This window comes from Leclercia sp. LSNIH3, from assembly GCF_002935105.1.
In the GTDB taxonomy this organism is placed as follows: domain Bacteria; phylum Pseudomonadota; class Gammaproteobacteria; order Enterobacterales; family Enterobacteriaceae; genus Enterobacter; species Enterobacter adecarboxylatus.
On sequence record NZ_CP026387.1, the window covers coordinates 1565232 to 1585481 of the forward strand.

Sequence of the window (20250 nt, forward strand, 5' to 3'; positions counted from 1 at the left end):
TTAAATCGTCCCAAATACCAGCAAAAACAGGCAGGCAAACACGGGAACCGCCGCCGTCAGGCTGTCTATACGATCCAGGATACCACCGTGCCCTGGAATAAGATTGCCACTGTCTTTGATCCCTGCTTCACGCTTAAACATACTTTCGGTCAAATCACCCAGCACGGAAGCCAGCGCTGCGACGATAGAACAGACCAGTAGGGTTGCCGGTGCCACCTCAAGGTTGGCCCACACGCCATAACCCCATGAGATAATCGCCGCCGTAAATAACCCGCCGATAAAGCCTTGCCAGGTTTTACCCGGAGAGACCTTTGGCGCCAGTTTATGTTTGCCAAACAGTTTACCAAACATATAGGCGCCAGAGTCAGCCCCCCAGACGAGAATCATGACATAAAGCAGCCATAACGCGCCGCTGTAAGGGTTGTCGTCGTAGTGCCAGGTACGGAGGGCAAGCATTCCCCAGAAGAAAGGAACGATGGTGAACAGCCCAAAGCAGAGACGCAGTAGTTTAGAATTGCGCCATAGCGAAGCAGAGCCGGGATAAAAGAGTACCAGCAGCAGGGCTGCAAGCCACCATCCCAGCGAAAGCCAGAGCGAACCTGCTATGATCGGCTGATGAATATTGTGATGGTACTCTGGCAGCATAAAGAGCATCAGCGCCAGCATCAGGCCGCACAACACCGCCAGCCATACCCGCTGGGAACGCGAAGTAAAGCCGCTAAGCTGACCCCATTCCCACGCCGCCAGCATGCAAACGACCAGAGTGACAATAGCGAAGCCCACCGGTGGCAGTAAAAACAGCGCCGCGATGACAACAGGTATTAAAACAAACGCAGAAATCAGGCGATACTTCAGCAAAAGCTACCCCCATCAGGCGTTGTCGCCACCAGGCTCGGTACCACCAAAGCGACGCTCTCGATTGGCAAAGGCATGCAGCGCACCTTCAAAGTCTTGTTCATCAAAATCGGGCCAAAGAACATCTGTAAAGTAAAGTTCGGCGTAGGCAATCTGCCACAGCAAAAAGTTACTGATGCGATGTTCTCCCCCTGTCCTAATTACTAAATCCACGGGTGTCAGTTCACTCATGCAGATTTGCTGACTCAGCGCCTCTTCATCAATCTGGTCCGGCTGTAATAGCCCTTCCTGAACCTGTTCAGCCAAATGCCGTACACCCTGGACAATATCCCAACGTCCGCCATAATTCGCCGCGATATTGAGCGTTAAGCCGGTGTTTTTCCCGGTCAACGCTTCCGCTTTACGAATACGTTCCTGCAGACGTGAGTTAAAACGACTGGTATCCCCGATAATACGCAGACGAACGTTGTGGCGGTGCAGGCTTTTTACTTCGCTGTCGAGCGCCCACACAAACAATTCCATCAACGCACTAACTTCCTGCGCAGGTCGATTCCAGTTTTCACTGCTGAAAGCATAGAGCGTTAACGCATCAATGCCGTTATTAGCGGCAAAAGAAACGGCGCGGCGCACAGATTTCGCCCCAGCTTTATGCCCAAAGGCTCGGATCTTCCCTTGTCTTTTCGCCCAGCGGCCATTGCCATCCATGATGATCGCAACATGACGACAGCCATGTGCTGGCAAGTTCTCGCTTATTGGTTGATTCGCAGACAACATAACGCGTTTTTGGTCCCTGAAAGGATTTAACGGTACTCAGGAATACTGAAGCCTTTACGTAAAAAAGCCGTGTCATACCACGGCTTACCTGACCACGTAACGTCAACTACCCGCAATCAGGTGGCGCAGACTATATCACTGAAGCACAACGCTAACAAATAGCATGACCACCCGAGGCTGGATTATCACCAGCTTGCGAGGTGCGTCACCGCTTTTTGCGCCGTGAGCCTGGCTTTCGCATCGACGGTCAGCACATCATCCACACTTTGCGGCTCGCGTAAATCCATTGCCTCAAGAACAGACAGGTTCAGCGCAGCGATATCCGTAAAGCGGATCCGTTGTTCGAGGAAGGCGGCGACAGCAATTTCATTCGCCGCATTAAGGGCAGTTGTCGCTGCTTGCCCCTGCTCGAAGGCTTCCATTGCCAGTTTCAGGCATGGATAGCGCTGATAATCCGGCGCGCTGAACGTCAGCGCACTTAATTTGCAAAAGTCGAGCGGCTTCACGCCGGAGACGACGCGGTTTGGCCACGCCATCGTATGGGCGATAGGCGTACGCATATCTGGCTCGCCTAACTGCGCCACCACGCTGCCATCCCGATAACGGACCATGGAGTGGATCACGGACTGCGGGTGAATCAACACTTCCATCTGCGCTGCCGAGGCGTTAAACAACCAGCGGGCTTCAATGTATTCCAGACCTTTATTCATCATGGTGGCAGAGTCGACCGAGATTTTACGCCCCATCGACCAGTTCGGATGACGGCAGGCCTGATCCGGGGTCATTGAGACCAGGTCAGACAACGGCGTATCACGGAACGGGCCACCAGACCCGGTAAGCAGGATAGAAGAGACGCCATTCTGCTCGAGATCAGCGTACCCCAGGTTTTGCTGAAACGGTTGCGGTAAACTCTGAAAAATAGCGTTATGTTCGCTATCTACCGGCAAAAGACGTGCACCGCGCTGCTTTACCGCCTCCATAAACAGGCGTCCGCAGGTCACCAGCGACTCTTTATTGGCCAGCAACACCGTTTTCCCGGCATCGATCGCCGCCAGCGTCGGCAGCAGGCCCGCAGCTCCCACAATCGCTGCCATCACCTGGTCTACTTCATCCAGGGCCGCCATGTCGCAGGCAGCCTGTTGACCGCTTAATACTTCGGTCCGACTGCCATTTTCGGCCAGCAGCGCTTTTACCTGGCGAGCACTCTCCTCGTCGTCCATAACCGCATAGCGTGGCGAAAACTCAAGACACTGCTCGACCATCCGCTGAACGTTTTTTCCGGCGACAAGCGCGGTCACGGTGTAGTGTTCAGGGTTGTGGCGAACGACGTCGAGCGTGCTGCAACCAATCGAACCGGTTGAGCCGAGGAGTGTTAATTGCTTCATGAATTGTCCAGAAGTAGTGAAACCAGCAAAGCAAAACGCCGCCAGCAAAGCCCATCGGGCCTTCTGTACGGCGTTTTATCAGATTACGTCAGAAATCAGAACTGCATCAGTTCCGCTTCTTTTTCTGCCAGCGCCGCATCAAGCTTCTTGATGGCTGCATCGGTCAGTTTCTGTACGTCGTCCTGAGAGCGGCGATCGTCATCTTCGCTGATCTCTTTGTCTTTCAGCAGTGCTTTCACTTTGTCGTTCGCGTCACGGCGTACGTTACGCACGGCAACACGGCCCTGCTCTGCTTCACCACGTACCACTTTGATCAGATCTTTACGACGCTCTTCGGTCAGCGCTGGCAGTGGAACACGGATATCCGTGCCTGCAGAGCTTGGGTTCAGACCCAGATCGGATGCCATGATGGCTTTCTCAACAGCCGGGCCCATTGAACGATCGAAGACGTTAATTTTCAGCGTACGGGTATCTTCTACCGTAACCTGCGCCAGCTGACGCAGCGGCGTTGGCGTACCGTAGTATTCCACGACGATACCATCCAGCAGGCTTGGAGAAGCACGGCCAGTACGAATTTTGCTGATTTGGGTTTTGAACGCTTCAACGCATTTGTCCATGCGTACTTCAGCATCTTTTCTGATGTCGTTAATCACGTTACGAATCCTTGGAAACTTGTCTCAGGCAGACTATCCACCAGCACTACGCTACAGGTGTGCTAAGTATAGTCGCGTTTAATTCATGACAACGCCAAAGGCGCGTCCAGGTAAGATATCACTACAAAATAAAGCGGAATCTTACCTGTATTTATCGTCGACGGAAATTATTCCGTGATCAAAGTGCCTTCTTTTTCGCCCATCACCACGCGACGCAGCGCGCCAGGCTTATTCATGTTGAAGACACGAATCGGCAGTTTGTGGTCGCGAGCAAGTGTAAAGGCGGCAAGATCCATCACTTTCAGCTCTTTATCCAGCACTTCGCTGTAGGTCAGCTGATCGTACATGGTGGCAGCAGGATCTTTTGCTGGATCGGCAGTAAACACGCCGTCCACTTTGGTCGCTTTCAGTACCACATCGGCTTCGATCTCAATACCGCGCAGGCAGGCCGCGGAATCAGTAGTAAAGAATGGGTTACCCGTACCGGCAGAGAGGATCACCACACGGTTGTTGCGCAGCAGGCTGATAGCTTCGGCCCAGCTGTAGTTATCACAGACGCCATTCAGTGGAATAGCGGACATCAGGCGCGCATTCACATAGGCACGATGCAGTGCATCACGCATAGCCAGGCCATTCATGACCGTTGCCAGCATACCCATGTGGTCGCCCACCACGCGATTCATGCCTGCTTTTGCCAGACCCGCGCCACGGAAAAGGTTACCACCGCCAATGACTACGCCAACCTGGATGCCCAGTTCAACCAGTTCTTTGATTTCCTGCGCCATGCGGTCAAGGATGCTTGCGTCAATACCGAAGCCTTCCGACCCTTGCAGCGCTTCGCCGCTCAGCTTAAGCAGAATGCGTTTGTAAACGGGTTTTGCATTGGTAGCCATATTTCTTTCCTGGGACTGTCAACGATTAAGATGGGGGGTTAATTCTGGCGACATGATATATCGCATCTCAGCACAGAGACTATAGGCACTTGGCTGATTTACACGTAACGAACACAAAAAGAAGCCGCCCTCAGGCGGCTTCTTTTCGCTGATTAAGACTGTTTAGACATTGCAGCAACTTCTGCTGCGAAGTCAGTCTCAACTTTCTCGATGCCTTCGCCCACTTCGAAGCGGATGAAGCCAGTTACGTCAGCGTTGTGCTCTTTCAGCAGCTGAGCAACAGACTTGCTTGGATCCATTACGAAAGGCTGGCCAGTCAGAGAAACTTCGCCGGTGAATTTCTTCATGCGGCCTTCAACCATTTTCTCTGCGATTTCTTTTGGCTTGCCAGACTGCATGGCGATGTCCAGCTGAACCTGGTACTCTTTTTCTACAACTTCAGCAGACACGTCTTCTGGCTTAACGAATTCTGGCTTGCTTGCAGCGATGTGCATTGCCAGCTGCTTAACCAGCTCTTCGTCAGCGCCTTTAGCCGCCACCAGAACACCGATACGCGCACCGTGCTGGTATGAACCCAGAACGTCGCCTTCCAGGGAAGACACGCGACGGATGTTGATGTTCTCACCGATTTTAGCAACCAGCGCAACACGCTCTTCTTCGAACTGTGCTTTCAGAACTTCAACGTCAGTGATTTTGCCAGCAATAGCTGCGTCCAGAACTTTGTTAGCAAATGCCTGGAAACCGCCATCTTTAGCTACGAAGTCAGTCTGGCAGTTAACTTCCAGAATGATGCCGTAGGTGCCGTCGATCTTAGTGATGATCACGCCGTCAGCAGCAACGTTGCCTGCTTTCTTAGCTGCTTTGATCGCACCAGATTTACGCATGTTTTCGATTGCCAGCTCGATGTCGCCGTTCGCTTCAGTCAGCGCTTTTTTGCAATCCATCATGCCTGCGCCAGTACGCTCACGCAGCTCTTTTACCAGGGATGCGGTAATTTCAGCCATTCTTAAATCCTCGGGAGATGTGAACTGCCCGGCCAGAAGCCAAACAGTATAAATTGAAAAAAGGGGCCGATAATTGGCCCCTATTCATACACGGTACTAATAAGGGGTAGAACCTTATTATTCAGCTTCTACGAAGCTTTCTTCCGCCTGAGAAGCCAGATCCTGGGAACGGCCTTCACGAACGGTAGCAGCTACAGCGCTCAGGTACAGGCTAACAGCACGGATTGCATCGTCGTTACCCGGGATAACGAAGTCAACACCGTCCGGATCGGAGTTGGTATCAACGATTGCGAATACTGGGATACCCAGGTTGTTAGCTTCTTTGATTGCGATGTGCTCGTGGTCAGCATCGATAACGAACAGCGCGTCTGGCAGGCCGCCCATATCTTTGATACCGCCCAGGCTGTTTTCCAGCTTGTCCAGCTCACGAGTGCGCATCAGCGCTTCTTTTTTGGTCAGCTTTTCGAAAGTACCGTCCTGAGACTGGGTTTCCAGATCTTTCAGGCGCTTGATAGACTGACGAACGGTTTTCCAGTTGGTCAGCATACCGCCCAGCCAGCGATGGTTCACGAAGAACTGGTCGCAGCTGTTAGCAGCTTCTTTCACAGCTTCGCTTGCAGCGCGCTTAGTACCAACGAACAGAATCTTACCTTTACGGGAAGAGATCTTGTTCAGCTCAGCCAGGGCTTCGTTGAACATTGGTACAGTTTTCTCAAGGTTGATGATGTGAACTTTGTTACGTGCGCCGAAGATGAAAGGCTTCATTTTCGGGTTCCAGTAACGGGTCTGGTGACCGAAGTGAACACCAGCCTTGAGCATGTCGCGCATGGAAACAGTTGCCATGTTTTAAAACCTCTATTTAAAAGTTGGGGTTATGCCTCCACGTATCCCATATTACCGACCCCAAAGGGCACCCCGGAATATGTGCCGATACGTGTGTGTTGTTACACAAAGTGAGATTTGTCGCTCCCGTCCATTCTGTGTATCTGAAATGGATCGGAAGTCCGGCGCGCTTTATACCACAAAATGCTACCCGAAACCAACAATTGTTGGCGGTGTGTGCGGTGAGGGAATCTCAATTTGGCAGCATGTGCGCCAGACTGATACCATTGACAACACTTAGACTAGTATTGTCGAAAAAAACGACACTGATGGACAGATTACATGGCTATCTCTATTAAGACACCTGAAGAAATTGAAAAGATGCGCGTCGCCGGTCGTCTGGCCGCTGAAGTGCTGGAAATGATCGAGCCGTTCGTAAAACCGGGCGTTAGCACCGGCGAACTGGATCGCATCTGTAATGATTACATCGTGAATGAGCAGCAGGCGGTCTCCGCTTGCCTTGGCTACCACGGCTTCCCGAAATCCGTGTGTATCTCTATTAATGAAGTGGTCTGTCACGGCATCCCGGATGACGAAAAACTGCTGAAAGACGGCGACATCGTTAACATCGACGTGACCGTCATTAAAGACGAGTACCACGGCGACACCTCCAAAATGTTCATCGTCGGCAAACCGACTATTCTGGGCGAGCGTCTGTGTAAAGTGACGCAGGATAGCCTCTATCTGGCGCTGAAGATGGTCAAGCCGGGCATTCGCCTGCGTACTCTCGGTGCGGCGATCCAGAAATTTGTTGAAGCACAGGGTTTCTCTGTGGTCCGCGAATACTGCGGTCACGGTATTGGCCGTGTTTTCCATGAAGAGCCACAGGTTCTGCACTATGATGCGGATGACGGCGGTGTAGTGCTGCAGGCGGGCATGACCTTCACCATTGAGCCGATGGTCAACTCGGGTGATTACCGCATCCGTACCATGAAAGATGGCTGGACGGTGAAAACTAAAGACCGGAGCTTGTCTGCCCAGTACGAGCATACTATTGTGGTGACCGACAACGGCTGCGAAATTTTGACGTTACGCAAGGATGACACCATCCCGGCGATACTCTCGCAAGACGCATGATAAGAAGCCGGCAAATGCCGGCTTTTTTAATGGCTATCGTTTTTTCTTATGGGTGGCGCGCAATGAGTAACCTTTTACCCGAACAGTATGCCAATACGGCACTCCCCACCCTGCCTGGCCAGCCGGATAACCCCGGCGTCTGGCCGACGGCCGAGCTGACCTGCGCTGGCATCAAAGCGCATATCGATATCTTCCAGCGCTGGCTGGGGGAGGCCTTTGATAGCGGGATCTCCGCTGAAGCGCTTATTGAGGCGCGCACGGAATTTATCGATCAGCTCCTGCAACGCTTATGGATTGACTACGGTTTTGGTCAGTTGGGCGATGTGGCGCTGGTCGCGGTCGGCGGCTATGGCCGTGGCGAGCTGCACCCTCTTTCGGATATTGACCTGCTGATCCTGAGCCGGAAAAAGCTGCCTGATGAACAGGCGCAAAAAATCGGTGAGCTGCTGACCCTGCTGTGGGATGTCAAACTTGAAATCGGCCACAGCGTGCGAACCCTGGAAGAGTGTCTGCTGGAAGGGTTATCCGATCTCACCGTCGCTACCAACCTGATTGAAACCCGCCTGCTGATTGGCGACGTGGCCCTGTTTCTGGAGCTGCAAAAGCACATTTTCAGCGACGGCTTCTGGCCATCAGAGAAGTTCTTCGCCGCGAAGGTCGATGAGCAGCAGGTGCGCCACCAGCGTTACCACGGCACCAGCTACAACCTGGAGCCGGATATCAAAAGCAGCCCGGGCGGCCTGCGCGATATCCACACCCTGCAATGGGTCGCCCGCCGCCATTTCGGCGCCACCTCGCTGGATGAGATGGTCGGGTTTGGTTTCCTTACCGAGGCCGAACGTACCGAGCTGAATGAGTGTCTGCATCTGCTGTGGCGCATCCGTTTCGCCCTGCATCTTGAAGTTACCCGCTACGACAACCGTCTGCTGTTTGACCGCCAGCTAAGCGTCGCCCAGCGCCTGCACTACAGCGGCGAAGGTAACGAACCGGTCGAGCAGATGATGAAGGACTTCTTCCGCGTGACCCGTCGCGTGGGTGAACTGAATCAGATGCTGTTGCAGCTGTTCGATGAGGCGATCCTGGCGCTTACCGCCGATGAAAAGCCGCGTCCAATTGATGATGAATTCCAGCTGCGCGGCACCCTGATCGACCTGCGTGACGAGACGCTGTTTATCCGTAAGCCGGAAGCGATTCTGCGGATGTTCTACACCATGGTGCGGAACAGCACCATCACCGGGATCTACTCCACTACGTTGCGCCACCTGCGTCACGCCCGCCGCCATCTTAACCAGCCGCTGTGCTATATCCCGGAAGCGCGTTCGCTGTTTCTGAGCATGTTGCGCCACCCTGGTGCGGTCAGCCGCGGGCTGCTGCCGATGCACCGTCACAGCGTACTCTGGGCCTATATGCCGCAGTGGTCACATATCGTCGGCCAGATGCAGTTTGACCTTTTCCATGCCTATACCGTTGATGAACACACCATCCGCGTAATGCTGAAGCTGGAAAGCTTCGCCAAAGAAGAGGTGCGCAGTCGTCACCCGCTTTGCGTCGAGCTTTGGCCACGCCTCACCAACCCGGAGCTGATCCTGATTGCCGCCCTGTTTCACGATATCGCCAAAGGGCGCGGCGGCGACCACTCAATACTGGGTGCAGAGGACGTGCTGAAATTCGCCGAACTGCACGGGCTGAATTCGCGTGAAACCCAACTGGTTGCCTGGCTGGTACGCCATCACCTGCTGATGTCGGTTACCGCCCAGCGGCGCGATATTCAGGATCCCGAGGTGATCAAACAGTTTGCCGAAGAGGTGCAGACCGAGAATCGCCTGCGCTTCCTGGTCTGCCTGACGGTGGCTGACATCTGCGCCACCAACGAGACGCTGTGGAACAGCTGGAAGCAGAGCCTGCTGCGCGAACTCTATTTCGCCACCGAGAAACAGCTGCGTCGCGGAATGCAGAGCACGCCGGACATGCGCGAACGCGTGCGCCATCACCAGATGCAGGCTCTGGCACTGTTGCGGATGGAGAGTATTAATGAAGAGGCACTGCATCTGATTTGGGCGCGCTGTCGCGCCAACTATTTTGTGCGTCATAGCCCGAATCAGCTGGCCTGGCACGCCCGTCATCTGCTGCAGCACGATCTGTCTAAGCCCCTGATCCTGCTTAGCCCGCAGGCGACCCGCGGGGGAACGGAGATCTTTATCTGGAGCCCCGACCGCGCGTACCTGTTTGCTGCGGTCTGTGCTGAACTCGACCGACGTAACCTCAGCGTTCACGACGCGCAGATCTTCACGACCCGCGACGGCATGGCGATGGATACCTTTATTGTGCTGGAGCCGGACGGAAGTCCGCTGTCGGCCGACCGTCACGAGCCGATTCGCTACGGGCTGGAGCAGGCGATCACCCAACATAGCTGGCAGCCACCGCAGCCGCGGAGACAACCGGCCAAACTGCGCCACTTTACCGTCGATACCGAGGTCAATTTCTTGCCGACGCATACCGACCGGAAATCCTTCCTTGAGCTGATCGCACTCGACCAGCCAGGCCTGCTTGCCAGGGTTGGCCAGGTTTTTGCGGATCTGGGAATTTCGCTGCACGGCGCCAGAATTACAACCATTGGCGAGCGAGTAGAAGATTTATTTATAATCGCCACAGCCGACCGTCGTGGGCTTAATAATGCCCTGCAGAAGGAAGTGCAACAACGGTTGACAGCAGCCCTCAATCCAAACGATAAAGGGTGATGTTTTTTTTTACCTGGAAAGAGTTGAACTATGCAGCAGTTACAGAACGTTATTGAGTCCGCTTTTGAGCGTCGCGCCGAAATTACTCCGGCAAATGTGGATACCGTGACCCGCGAGGCGGTTAATCAGGTTATTTCTCTGCTTGATTCCGGCGCGCTGCGTGTAGCCGAAAAAATCGACGGTCAGTGGGTCACTCATCAGTGGCTGAAGAAAGCGGTACTGCTCTCTTTCCGTATTAACGATAACCAGGTTATCGACGGTGCGGAAAGCCGCTACTTCGATAAAGTGCCAATGAAATTCGCTGATTACGACGAAGCGCGTTTCCAGAAAGAAGGTTTCCGTGTGGTGCCACCGGCGGCGGTTCGCCAGGGTGCATTTATCGCGCGTAACACCGTGCTGATGCCATCCTATGTGAACATTGGCGCATACGTTGATGAAGGCACCATGGTTGATACCTGGGCCACCGTTGGCTCCTGTGCGCAGATCGGTAAAAACGTTCACCTTTCTGGCGGCGTGGGTATCGGTGGTGTTCTGGAGCCACTGCAGGCGAACCCGACCATCATCGAAGACAACTGCTTCATCGGCGCACGCTCCGAAGTGGTTGAAGGCGTGATCGTGGAAGAAGGCTCGGTGATCTCTATGGGCGTTTACATCGGCCAGAGCACCCGTATTTACGATCGCGAAACCGGTGAAGTGCATTACGGTCGCGTACCAGCAGGTTCAGTGGTGGTATCCGGCAACCTGCCATCAAAAGATGGCAAATACAGCCTGTACTGTGCGGTTATCGTCAAAAAAGTCGATGCGAAAACCCGCGGCAAAGTTGGCATCAACGAACTGCTGCGCACCATCGATTAATCGGGTATAACAAAAAGCGGGGGCAACCCCGCTTTTTTTATATCTGAGGGTGGCGAAAATAGATTTTTTCGTGAATTATTCATGGGTTATGTTGAGATCAAGGGTACCGCTATGTACGATAATCTGAAAAGTCTGGGCATTACTAATCCTGATGAAATTGACCGTTACAGCCTCCGTCAGGAAGCCAACAACGATATCCTGAAAATCTATTTCCACAAGGATAAAGGCGAGTTCTTCGCCAAGAGCGTGAAGTTCAAGTACCCACGTCAGCGTAAGACTGTCGTTGCCGATGGCATCGGTCAGGGTTACAAAGAAGTGCAGGAGATCAGCCCTAATCTGCGTTATGTGATTGATGAGCTGGATCAGATTTGCCAGCGCGATCGCACTGAGGTGGATCTGAAGCGGAAGATCCTGGATGACCTGCGTCATCTGGAAAGCGTCGTTGCCCACAAGATCACGGAAATCGAAGCGGATCTTGAGAAGTTGACCCGTAACAAGTAATTCCCGGTGCGGCCTGATGTCCTCACCCTGCGCTCTCCCACGTGGAGAGAGTGCAAACACTAAAAACGGCAACCTCTGGTTGCCGTTTTGCGTTTCCGTACAGGCCGGATCACCCGACAAACAACGTCATCTCTGCTCGTCTAACTGCAACGCTACATATAGCAACAGCCGATCGTCAAAATTCCCCAGATCCAGCCCCGTTAACTCTGAAATACGGTTCAGCCGATATTCCAGCGTATTGCGGTGAATAAAGAGCGCCTTGGACGTCGCCAGTGGCTGCACGTTATGCCGGAACCAGGCCTGTAACGTGCGCCGCAGCAGGCCGTTGTTATCCATCGCTTTCAAACGTACCAACGGGCGCGCCAGTTCGTTGGCCTGCCAGCCACCGCGCAGGCTGTCGAGCAACACCGGCAACATCAGATCCTGATAAAAATAGCTGCGGTTTTCCGGCATACGCTGCTTACCAACCATCATGGTCGTTCTGGCGGTACGCCAGGAGCGCGCAATACTGCCCGGGCCGGTAAAGTAGTTCCCTAACGCGACCCGGAAACGCAGCTGCCCATTCTCTTTCATCCGGGCAATCAGCTGTTCCACCCGCCGACGGTGATCTTCCGCATCCCAACGACCAAACTGGTTTAATGCCGGTTTGAGCACCACCATCTCGGTTAATGAAACGATCGCCACCAGGTTATTACGCTCTGGCGTCGCCAGCGCGTTTTGCAGCTGCTGCAGCTCGACCATTGCGCTGTCGACGCCCAGTTGGCCGCTGTCGACCTCAATGACCGCCACCACACGGGGCTGGTTGAGGTCAATGCCCAGACGCTGCGCCCACTCCGTTAACGCCGGGGTATGCTCTTCCGCCTGGATCAGGTTCATCACCAGCTCTTCGCGCAGGCGGCTGTCCTGCGCCAGCAGATGCATCAGGCGGGATTGCTCCAGCATCATCTCTGCCGTCATACAGACCAGCTCGCCATATTTGCGTAAGGATTCCGGCTCACCGGTCAGACCGATAACCCCGACAATCTCCCCTTCCAGACGCAGCGGCAGGTTGATCCCCTGGCGCACGCCATGCAGATGCCGCGCGACCGCGTCATCGATATCTACCACGCGCCCCTGAGAGAGCACCAATAGCGCACCTTCGTGCAATTCCCCAATACGCTCACGATCGCCGCTGCCAATGATTCGGCCACGAGCATCCATTACGTTAATATTGGTGTCGATGATGCGCATTGTTCGCGCCACGATATCCTGCGCCATTTTGGTATCAAGATGCCAGCCAGCCATGTCACCCTCCTCTGAGCATCGCTCAAGCATAAGGAAGATTAATTCGCGACGCATTGTGCAGATGCACAAACTGACAGGGAGAAGTATGGACTTGTGGAAGGGTTCACAGAAAGGGATGAAAACGCCCCTGTTTCCAGACAGAAACAGGGGCAGAACAACTTACTGCATCAGCAGATAGAGAGAGGTGTCGCCACGCTGGATGTTCAGCGCCAGCACCGATGGTTTGCTGTCGAGGATCTTGCGCAGTTCTTCGACATTTTTAATCGGCTGCTGGTTGGCACCGATAATGACGTCCCCTTTCTTCAGGCCGATACGGGCCGCCGGGCTGTTGGCTTTGACATTATCTACCGACACGCCTTTATCCTGGCCCTTATTACTCATATCCGCACCTTCGATACCGCTGAAGACCGCGGTAGCAGTACCCGCCTGATTCTGGCTGCTCTGCTGCAGTTCCAGCGTCACCGTGACCGGTTTCCCTTCACGCAGCAGGCCCAGGGAGACTTTGCTGCCCACCGGCATGGAGCCTACTTCTGCGCGCAGTGCCGCGAAGCTGCTCACCGGTTTGCCGTTCAGGGTGGTGATCACGTCACCGGCCTTGATCCCCGCTTTCGCCGCGGAGGAGTTTGGCATCACCTGGCTGACAAAGGCGCCACGCTGGGCGTCAACCTTCATGGCTTTCGCCAGTTCGGAGTTCAGTTCGGTGCCGAGGATACCCAGCTCGCCGCGTTTCACCTGGCCAAACTCAACCATCTGACCGGTCAGGTTTTTCACCATGTTACTTGGGATCGCAAAGCCGATGCCGATGTTACCGCCATCCGGGGCGAGGATCGCGGTGTTAATCCCGATCAGCTCCCCGTTCAGGTTGACCAGCGCACCACCGGAGTTACCGCGGTTGATCGCCGCATCGGTCTGGATAAAGTTTTCATAGTTTTCCGCATTCAGGCCGCTACGGCCAAGGGCAGAAACGATACCGGAGGTGACCGTCTCACCCAGACCAAACGGGTTACCGATCGCCACGGTGTAGTCTCCGACGCGCAGCGCGTCTGAGTCAGCCAGCTTAATCGCCGTCAGGTTTTTCGGATCCTGAATCTGAATCAGAGCGATATCAGAGCGCGGATCTTTTCCGACCATTTTGGCGTCAAGCTTACGCCCGTCGCTCAACTGAACTTTGATGCTGCTGGCGTTATCCACCACGTGGTTGTTGGTGACGACATAGCCTTTGGCCGCATCAATGATTACGCCGGAACCCAACGCCATAAACTTCTGCTGCTGGCCGCCGCCGTTGTCATCACCCGCCCCGCCCTGGCAGAACGGTGAGCTCTGGAATGGCGAACCTTCCTGGCAGAACGGCGAGTTGTCACCGAAGAACTGCTGGAAGTTACGCGGCATGCGCGGCGTGTTGACGGTGGTGCTCCCTTCGACATTGATACTCACCACCGAAGGCATCACTTTTTCCAGCATCGGTGCCAGGCTTGGCATCTGTTGCGCAGTGGCTGCGGAAGAGACAGTCTCTGCTGCGCTGGCAGACAGAGGGGATAACGCTAAACCTAAACTCAGAGCCAGTGCACTCATTGCTAAAGTGGTTTTTTTCATGTTTCTTAATCTCGATTTACAGGTCACGCACAATTGCTGTGTATATCAGATTCGTTTCGACGCGCTTAGTTCCGGCATTAAGTTTCTGGAAAAAGTAAAAATTTATTGTCCGTCTTTACAAAACTCAGCCTTATTCCACTGCCATCAACTTGCGGTATTCATCCCAGGCATATAAGTCTGTCATTCCACTGATATAGTCCTGAATCAGGCGGCAGCGATAATAAAACTCCAGCACCGGCCAGTCTGGCTGCTGCCGATCAAATTTACTGACCGACTCAACATACGCCAGCCGATGGCGCGGGGAAAGTTTATGAAATAGCCGGGATTCAATCGGTAAGCGGCGGACCCGCTCCTTTTCTACCAGCTCGCTGAACTCCTCCGCGGATAATTGTAGCAGCGGACGGTAGATCTCCAGCAGGCCGGTGATGACCCGATATCCCTGTAATTCCAGCTGCTCGACCTCAGGGTGGCTGAAGACATGGCGCATGGCGACATTTTTATATAACTCAAGCAGTTGACTAAAGCTACTGTCGTCTTCCAGTAGCGCATGATTGAATTCACCGTGATAAATCTGATCGATATTGTCGATAAAACGCTCAGCCGCATAGGGCACCAGTTTATTTAATGTATTGACGCGTAAATACATAAAGAACTGATCCTCAGTGCTGCGACTGAGGGAATTGGAGCGTGATTTCTCCCAGGCATTTTCCACCACCTGGGAAAATAAAGACCCTTTCTCGTGGTTGCCCCAGGCATCATAAAGATGCTGATAAAGCCCCTCGACGCTGAATATTCTTTTCTCTACCGCATCTTCCAGATCGGCCACACAATAGGAAATATCGTCTGCCGCTTCCATAATCCAGGTCAATGGAAAACGGCCATAGGGCGTGAGAGAAAGTTCCTGCCGGAGCCGCTCGATATACGCCTCTTCCGAAAAATAGTAGCCCGGTTTTTTCATTAAGTAATTGTGCGTCTCGGGCGGGTCGCCCTGCCACCAGGCGGGGCGGGTATATTTCAGAATGCACCCCACCTGCGCCCAGGTGAGGTTCATGCGCATCAGGGAGTGCACCAGACGGATACCCTGAGCATTGCCTTCAAAATGACACAGATCCTGACGTACCTTGCGTCGCAATCCGTTCAGCGTCTCTTCCCCTTCACGCAACCGTAGAGCCTGCACACTGCAGCGATCGTCGCTCAGGGGTTGGCTGGCAGCATCGGAGGGGAACAGGCGCTGGCGGAACCAGTCATTGATGGCGGCTTCGCCAAAATGACCGAAAGGTGGGTTACCGATATCGTGCATCAGGCACGCCATCTCAACGATGCTTTCAAACGGCCCGGTCAGCTCATCCAGCCCGTAGGCGTCCAGCAGGCGCTGCTCCTTGAGGCGGCTTAAGATCTCTTTGGCGATATAGCGCCCTACCTGCTGCACCTCCAGGGAGTGGGTCAGGCGGGTGCGCACGGCGGCGTTGCGTTCGAGGGGGAAAACCTGCGTTTTTTGCTGCAGGCGGCGGATCGCCGGCGAGTTGACGATGCGCCCGCGGTCACTTTCGAAGATCCGCAGGATCTCATGTTCGCTCTTTTTCCCCTGCGGAGAGCGGTACCGGCGGTGCCAGTTAATTTTGGTGCGAAAGTCGATTGGTGCCATGTGCTCCCCCGCGTGAGAATGCGTTTCCCCTGAAGCGCATGATAGACTATGCATCTTAACAAGGCACATCGCGAGTAAATCTATGAAAATCGGTATTATTGGAGCAATGGAAGAAGAAGTTACGCTGCTGCGTGACAAAATTGAGAACCGTCAGACCCTCTCTCTGGGTGGCTGCGAGATCTACACCGGCACGCTGAACGGTACTGAAGTTGCTCTGCTGAAATCGGGTATCGGTAAAGTTTCCGCCGCGCTGGGCGCAACCCTGCTGCTGGAACGCTGCAAGCCAGACGTGATCATTAACACCGGCTCTGCGGGCGGCCTGGCCTCCACCCTGAAAGTGGGCGATATCGTGGTTTCTGATGAAGCCCGCTATCACGACGCCGATGTCACCGCCTTCGGATACGAATACGGCCAGCTCCCGGGCTGCCCGGCCGGTTTCAAAGCCGATGATAAGCTGATTGCCGCCGCAGAAAGCTGCATCGCGGAACTGAACCTCAACGCCGTGCGTGGCCTGATTGTCAGCGGCGATGCCTTTATCAATGGTTCCGTGAACCTGGCGAAAATCCGCCATAACTTCCCGCAGGCGATTGCCGTTGAGATGGAAGCCACCGCCATTGCCCACGTCTGCCATAACTTCAGCGTACCCTTCGTGGTGGTTCGCGCCATCTCCGACGTCGCGGATCAGCAGTCTCACCTGAGCTTCGACGAGTTCCTCGTGGTCGCTGCCAAACAGTCCAGCCTGATGGTTGAGACGTTGGTGCAGAAACTGGCGCGTGGTTAAGCTGCTCGTCAGGGCGCTTCTGGCGCTGTTTCTGCTGGCACCGGCGTGGCTTATGGCCGCGCCGCGTGTTATTACCCTCTCCCCCGCCAATACCGAACTGGCCTTTGCCGCCGGGATCACCCCCATCGGGGTCAGCAGCTTTTCCGATTATCCCCCCGAAGCGGCAAAGATTGAGCAGGTCGCCACCTGGCAAGGCATGAACGTTGAACGTATCGTCGCCCTGAAGCCCGATCTGGTGCTGGCCTGGCGCGGCGGCAACGCGGAACGGCAGGTAAACCAGCTGGCCTCGCTCGGGATAAAAGTACAATGGATCGACGCCACCAGCATTGAACATATCGCGCAGGCCCTTGGCGATCTTGCGCCCTGGAGTCCGACGCCAGACCAGGCCCGACAGGCCGCACAAAAAATGTTGACCGACTATGCCGCCCTGAAAGCGACCTACGGCACCCTGCCGAAAAAGCGGGTATTTATTCAGTTCGGCCAACAGCCGCTGTTCACGACAAGCCGGGGATCGCTGCAACATCAGGTAGTTGAACTGTGTGGCGGAGAAAATATCTTCGCGTCCAGCCGTGTCCCCTGGCCCCAGGTGAGCCGCGAGCAGGTGCTGGCGCGCCAGCCTCAGGCGATTGTGGTGGCCGGTTCTGCGGGCGATATTCCTAAAATAGAACAATACTGGCACAGCCAACTAAAAATACCGGTGATTGCGCTGAACAGCGACTGGTTTGAGCGCGCAAGCCCGCGTATTATCCTCGCCGCAAAACAACTCTGCTCTGCGCTGTCGCAGAGCCACTAATTTTCTCGAGGATCACGATGCTCGTTTATTGGCTGGATATTCTCGGCACAGCCGTTTTTGCGATCTCCGGCGTTCTGCTGGCCGGTAAATTACGTATGGACCCGTTTGGCGTGCTGGTGTTAGGGGTCGTCACCGCCGTGGGCGGAGGAACGATCCGCGACATGGCGCTCGATCACGGCCCGGTTTTCTGGGTCAAAGATCCTACCGATCTGGTGGTGGCGATGGTCACATGCATGTTAACCATTATCCTGGTCCGTCAGCCGCGCCGCCTGCCTAAATGGCTGCTACCGGTGCTGGATGCGGTAGGCCTCGCGGTCTTTGTCGGCATTGGGGTTAACAAAGCTTTTATGGCTGGCACCGGCCCGATGGTCGCGATCTGTATGGGGGTGGTCACCGGCGTGGGCGGCGGGATTATCCGCGATATTCTGGCACGCGAAGTGCCGATGATCCTGAGAACCGAGATTTACGCCACCGCCTGTATTCTGGGTGGGATCGTCCACGCCACAGCCTGGTACACATTTCAGGTTCCGCTGGAACAGGCGGCGATGCTAGGGATGGTGGTCACGCTGGGGATCCGGCTGGCGGCCATTCGCTGGCACCTGAAGCTACCCACCTTTGCGCTGGATGATAACGCCAGGTCATAAAAGCAAAACGGCAACCCAGGGTTGCCGTTTTTAATGTTTGCTCTCTCTCCGGTAAGGAGAGGGCCGGGGTGAGGGCACCCGGCCACACACTTTTAAATGCTGAACGACGAGCCACACCCGCAGGTGCTGGTTGCGTTCGGGTTGGTCACCACAAAGCGGGAACCTTCCAGACCTTCGGTGTAGTCCACCGCGCCGCCCACCAGATACTGCAGGCTCATCGGGTCAACGACCAGCGCAACGCCCTGCTTCTCGATGGTCATGTCACCGTCGTTAACCTGATCGTCAAAGGTGAAACCATACTGGAAGCCGCTGCAGCCGCCGCCGGTAATGTAAACACGCAATTTCAGCTCTGGGTTGTCTTCATCGGCAATCAGGTCTTTTACTTTTTTGGCTGCTGCTTCGGTAAACTGCAACGGCAGCGCTACGTCATCACTCATCTTATGCTCCCATGAATACTGCTAGTGGGTAAAAATCACCCAATTCTTGTTGCCATTATCTAATACCCTGGTAATTCATTCAAGTATTCTGCTTCGCCAGGGTACGGGCAAGAATGGTGGAGTATAGCGGTTTTCCGCCGAGGAACTGGGCTAATAGTGTGGCCCCCAGACAGGTAATGATCATTGGCAAAATGAGCTGGTAATTGTCGGTCATCTCCAGCACCAGCACGATCCCGGTCAGTGGCGCGCGCAACGATGCCGCCAGCAGCGCCCCCATTCCGGCGACGGCAAAGGTGCCAGCCTCAAGATGATACGCCGGGAAGCCTGCGGCGGCAGCCATGCCAAAGGCCGTTCCCAGCAACGTACCTAACGCCAGCATCGGGGCAAAAATGCCACCAGGCGCGCCGGAGGAGAAGCAGAGTACGGTGGTGATCACCCTGGAGATAAACATAAACAGCAACAGGCCGATGCTAAAATTACCCGCCGCCGCAATGGGGATCAGGCCAAAGCCACCGCCTGCCGCGTTAGGTTCGATAAAGCCCAGCACGCCGCACACGCCCCCCAGCAGGCCGCCCACCAGCACCCATTTGGTCGTGTTGCCGCCGTGGATCCGCTGGAACATATCCTGAGCGCGAATAATAAGGGCATTAAACAGCGGGCCTACAATGCCAAAAATCATGCCGAGGATCAGATACAACCACAGCGTATTGACCGGCGCGTTGGTCAATTTACCGACCTCAATAACTGCCCCTTCGCCATTGAAAAGCCGGAAGACAATGCTCGACATAATCACGCCGGTAAAGACCGCTTTAATCGAGATCAGGTTATAGCGAAACTGAGCCCGCATCTCTTCGATGATAAACAGGATCCCCGCCAGCGGGGCATTAAACGCGGCGGAAAGCCCCGCGGCGGCACCGGTTGCCAGCAGCGTATGGCGTGCTTCGGCGCTGCGCATCCTGAACAGATCGCTGATCATACGGCCAACATTACCGCCCAACTGTACGGTCGGCCCTTCTCGCCCAAGCACCATCCCCGCACCCAGCGTCCCCATTCCGCCAATAAACTTAACGGGAAGGACGCGCCACCAGCGAACCGGGCGCAGCTCTTCGAGCGCCCCTTCTATCTCAGGGATCCCCGAGCCGCCCGCTTCCGGGGCGAATTTACGCACCAGAAAATAACCGACCATCGCCAACACAGCGGATAAACCAAACGCCAGGATCCAGACCAGCCCTTCACGATCGGCATAACCCGCAACGGTGCCGATACGCCAGTTAAGCACGGCATTGACGGCTTTTTCGAATGCGACGCCCACCAGCCCCGCCAGCGTGCCGACTACCGCTGCGCCCAGCAAAATCGCCAGCGGGGTTTTGTCGCGATTGAGCAGCCGCCGGATGCTGATACGGGATCGCGCACGCGCAAACTGTTGTTGTTCAAATGAAGGAGAATCTGCTTTCAT

19 protein-coding genes are annotated in these 20250 nt (G+C 54.9%); 7 read left to right on the forward strand and 12 right to left on the reverse strand.

Annotated elements, in window-relative coordinates:
• From cdsA to rpsB, 7 genes are all read right to left on the reverse strand, one after another.
• Nucleotides 1–858, reverse strand: a complete 858-nt coding sequence (gene cdsA / locus C3F35_RS07645; RefSeq protein WP_032616617.1) for a phosphatidate cytidylyltransferase — start codon at nucleotides 856–858, stop codon at nucleotides 1–3.
• 12 nt (nucleotides 859–870) lie between these two features.
• Nucleotides 871–1629, reverse strand: a complete 759-nt coding sequence (gene ispU / locus C3F35_RS07650) for a (2E,6E)-farnesyl-diphosphate-specific ditrans,polycis-undecaprenyl-diphosphate synthase (protein WP_032616616.1) — start codon at nucleotides 1627–1629, stop codon at nucleotides 871–873.
• A gap of 185 nt (nucleotides 1630–1814) precedes the next feature.
• Nucleotides 1815–3014 carry a 1-deoxy-D-xylulose-5-phosphate reductoisomerase gene (gene ispC, locus C3F35_RS07655; RefSeq protein WP_032616615.1) on the reverse strand — a complete coding sequence of 400 codons (1200 nt, stop codon included), beginning with the start codon at nucleotides 3012–3014 and terminating at the stop codon, nucleotides 1815–1817.
• A gap of 95 nt (nucleotides 3015–3109) precedes the next feature.
• The gene (frr, locus tag C3F35_RS07660) at nucleotides 3110–3667 is read right to left on the reverse strand and encodes a ribosome recycling factor (protein ID WP_032616614.1); all 558 of its coding nucleotides are present in this window, start codon (nucleotides 3665–3667) and stop codon (nucleotides 3110–3112) included.
• A gap of 167 nt (nucleotides 3668–3834) precedes the next feature.
• Nucleotides 3835–4560 carry a UMP kinase gene (pyrH, locus tag C3F35_RS07665; RefSeq protein WP_032616613.1) on the reverse strand — a complete coding sequence of 242 codons (726 nt, stop codon included), beginning with the start codon at nucleotides 4558–4560 and terminating at the stop codon, nucleotides 3835–3837.
• Between the two features lie 152 nt (nucleotides 4561–4712).
• On the reverse strand, nucleotides 4713–5564 hold the full coding sequence (tsf, locus tag C3F35_RS07670; RefSeq protein WP_032616612.1) for a translation elongation factor Ts: 852 nt from the start codon (nucleotides 5562–5564) through the stop codon (nucleotides 4713–4715).
• A 117-nt stretch (nucleotides 5565–5681) separates the two neighbouring features.
• Entirely contained in the window at nucleotides 5682–6407 is a 726-nt protein-coding gene (rpsB, locus tag C3F35_RS07675; protein ID WP_032616611.1) for a 30S ribosomal protein S2, read from the reverse strand.
• A 321-nt stretch (nucleotides 6408–6728) separates the two neighbouring features.
• Here rpsB and map point away from each other — a divergent pair, with 321 nt between their 5' ends.
• The 4 genes from map to C3F35_RS07695 all read left to right on the forward strand — a co-directional run bounded on the left by map (nucleotide 6729) and on the right by C3F35_RS07695 (nucleotide 11617).
• Nucleotides 6729–7523: a type I methionyl aminopeptidase gene (gene map, locus C3F35_RS07680; protein ID WP_032616609.1), complete on the forward strand. Its 795-nt coding sequence runs from the start codon at nucleotides 6729–6731 to the stop codon at nucleotides 7521–7523.
• A gap of 62 nt (nucleotides 7524–7585) precedes the next feature.
• Entirely contained in the window at nucleotides 7586–10261 is a 2676-nt protein-coding gene (glnD, locus tag C3F35_RS07685) for a bifunctional uridylyltransferase/uridylyl-removing protein GlnD (protein WP_032616653.1), read from the forward strand.
• Nucleotides 10262–10291: 30 nt separating this feature from the next.
• Nucleotides 10292–11116, forward strand: coding sequence for a 2,3,4,5-tetrahydropyridine-2,6-dicarboxylate N-succinyltransferase (gene dapD / locus C3F35_RS07690; RefSeq protein ID WP_008501915.1), 825 nt, complete (start codon nucleotides 10292–10294; stop codon nucleotides 11114–11116).
• 111 nt (nucleotides 11117–11227) lie between these two features.
• Complete coding sequence (locus C3F35_RS07695; protein ID WP_032616607.1) at nucleotides 11228–11617, forward strand: DUF3461 family protein; 390 nt, start codon at nucleotides 11228–11230, stop codon at nucleotides 11615–11617.
• A 126-nt stretch (nucleotides 11618–11743) separates the two neighbouring features.
• Here the strand turns inward: C3F35_RS07695 and cdaR are convergent, their stop codons facing one another.
• The 3 genes from cdaR to dgt all read right to left on the reverse strand — a co-directional run bounded on the left by cdaR (nucleotide 11744) and on the right by dgt (nucleotide 16139).
• Complete coding sequence (cdaR, locus tag C3F35_RS07700) at nucleotides 11744–12901, reverse strand: DNA-binding transcriptional regulator CdaR (RefSeq protein WP_039030313.1); 1158 nt, start codon at nucleotides 12899–12901, stop codon at nucleotides 11744–11746.
• Between the two features lie 159 nt (nucleotides 12902–13060).
• On the reverse strand, nucleotides 13061–14494 hold the full coding sequence (gene degP / locus C3F35_RS07705; protein ID WP_032616603.1) for a serine endoprotease DegP: 1434 nt from the start codon (nucleotides 14492–14494) through the stop codon (nucleotides 13061–13063).
• A 130-nt stretch (nucleotides 14495–14624) separates the two neighbouring features.
• Complete coding sequence (gene dgt / locus C3F35_RS07710) at nucleotides 14625–16139, reverse strand: dGTPase (RefSeq protein WP_077227181.1); 1515 nt, start codon at nucleotides 16137–16139, stop codon at nucleotides 14625–14627.
• A gap of 82 nt (nucleotides 16140–16221) precedes the next feature.
• On the opposite strand from dgt, the gene mtnN reads away from it, so the two are divergent.
• Genes mtnN through C3F35_RS07725 form a run of 3 tightly spaced genes read left to right on the forward strand, consistent with a single transcriptional unit; the run spans nucleotide 16222 to nucleotide 18357 of the window.
• A complete protein-coding gene (gene mtnN / locus C3F35_RS07715; RefSeq protein ID WP_032616601.1) occupies nucleotides 16222–16920 on the forward strand; it encodes a 5'-methylthioadenosine/S-adenosylhomocysteine nucleosidase in 699 nt (232 codons plus the stop codon).
• Entirely contained in the window at nucleotides 16913–17713 is an 801-nt protein-coding gene (gene btuF, locus C3F35_RS07720) for a vitamin B12 ABC transporter substrate-binding protein BtuF (RefSeq protein ID WP_103792760.1), read from the forward strand. Before mtnN ends, btuF begins: the two co-directional genes overlap by 8 nt.
• 17 nt (nucleotides 17714–17730) lie before the next feature.
• Entirely contained in the window at nucleotides 17731–18357 is a 627-nt protein-coding gene (locus tag C3F35_RS07725) for a TRIC cation channel family protein (RefSeq protein WP_032616598.1), read from the forward strand.
• 92 nt (nucleotides 18358–18449) lie between these two features.
• Here C3F35_RS07725 and erpA read toward each other — a convergent pair whose 3' ends face one another.
• Nucleotides 18450–18794, reverse strand: coding sequence for an iron-sulfur cluster insertion protein ErpA (gene erpA, locus C3F35_RS07730; RefSeq protein ID WP_032616597.1), 345 nt, complete (start codon nucleotides 18792–18794; stop codon nucleotides 18450–18452).
• A 79-nt stretch (nucleotides 18795–18873) separates the two neighbouring features.
• Nucleotides 18874–20250 (reverse strand): H(+)/Cl(-) exchange transporter ClcA, encoded by a 1377-nt coding sequence (gene clcA, locus C3F35_RS07735; protein ID WP_103792759.1) that lies wholly within the window; start codon nucleotides 20248–20250, stop codon nucleotides 18874–18876.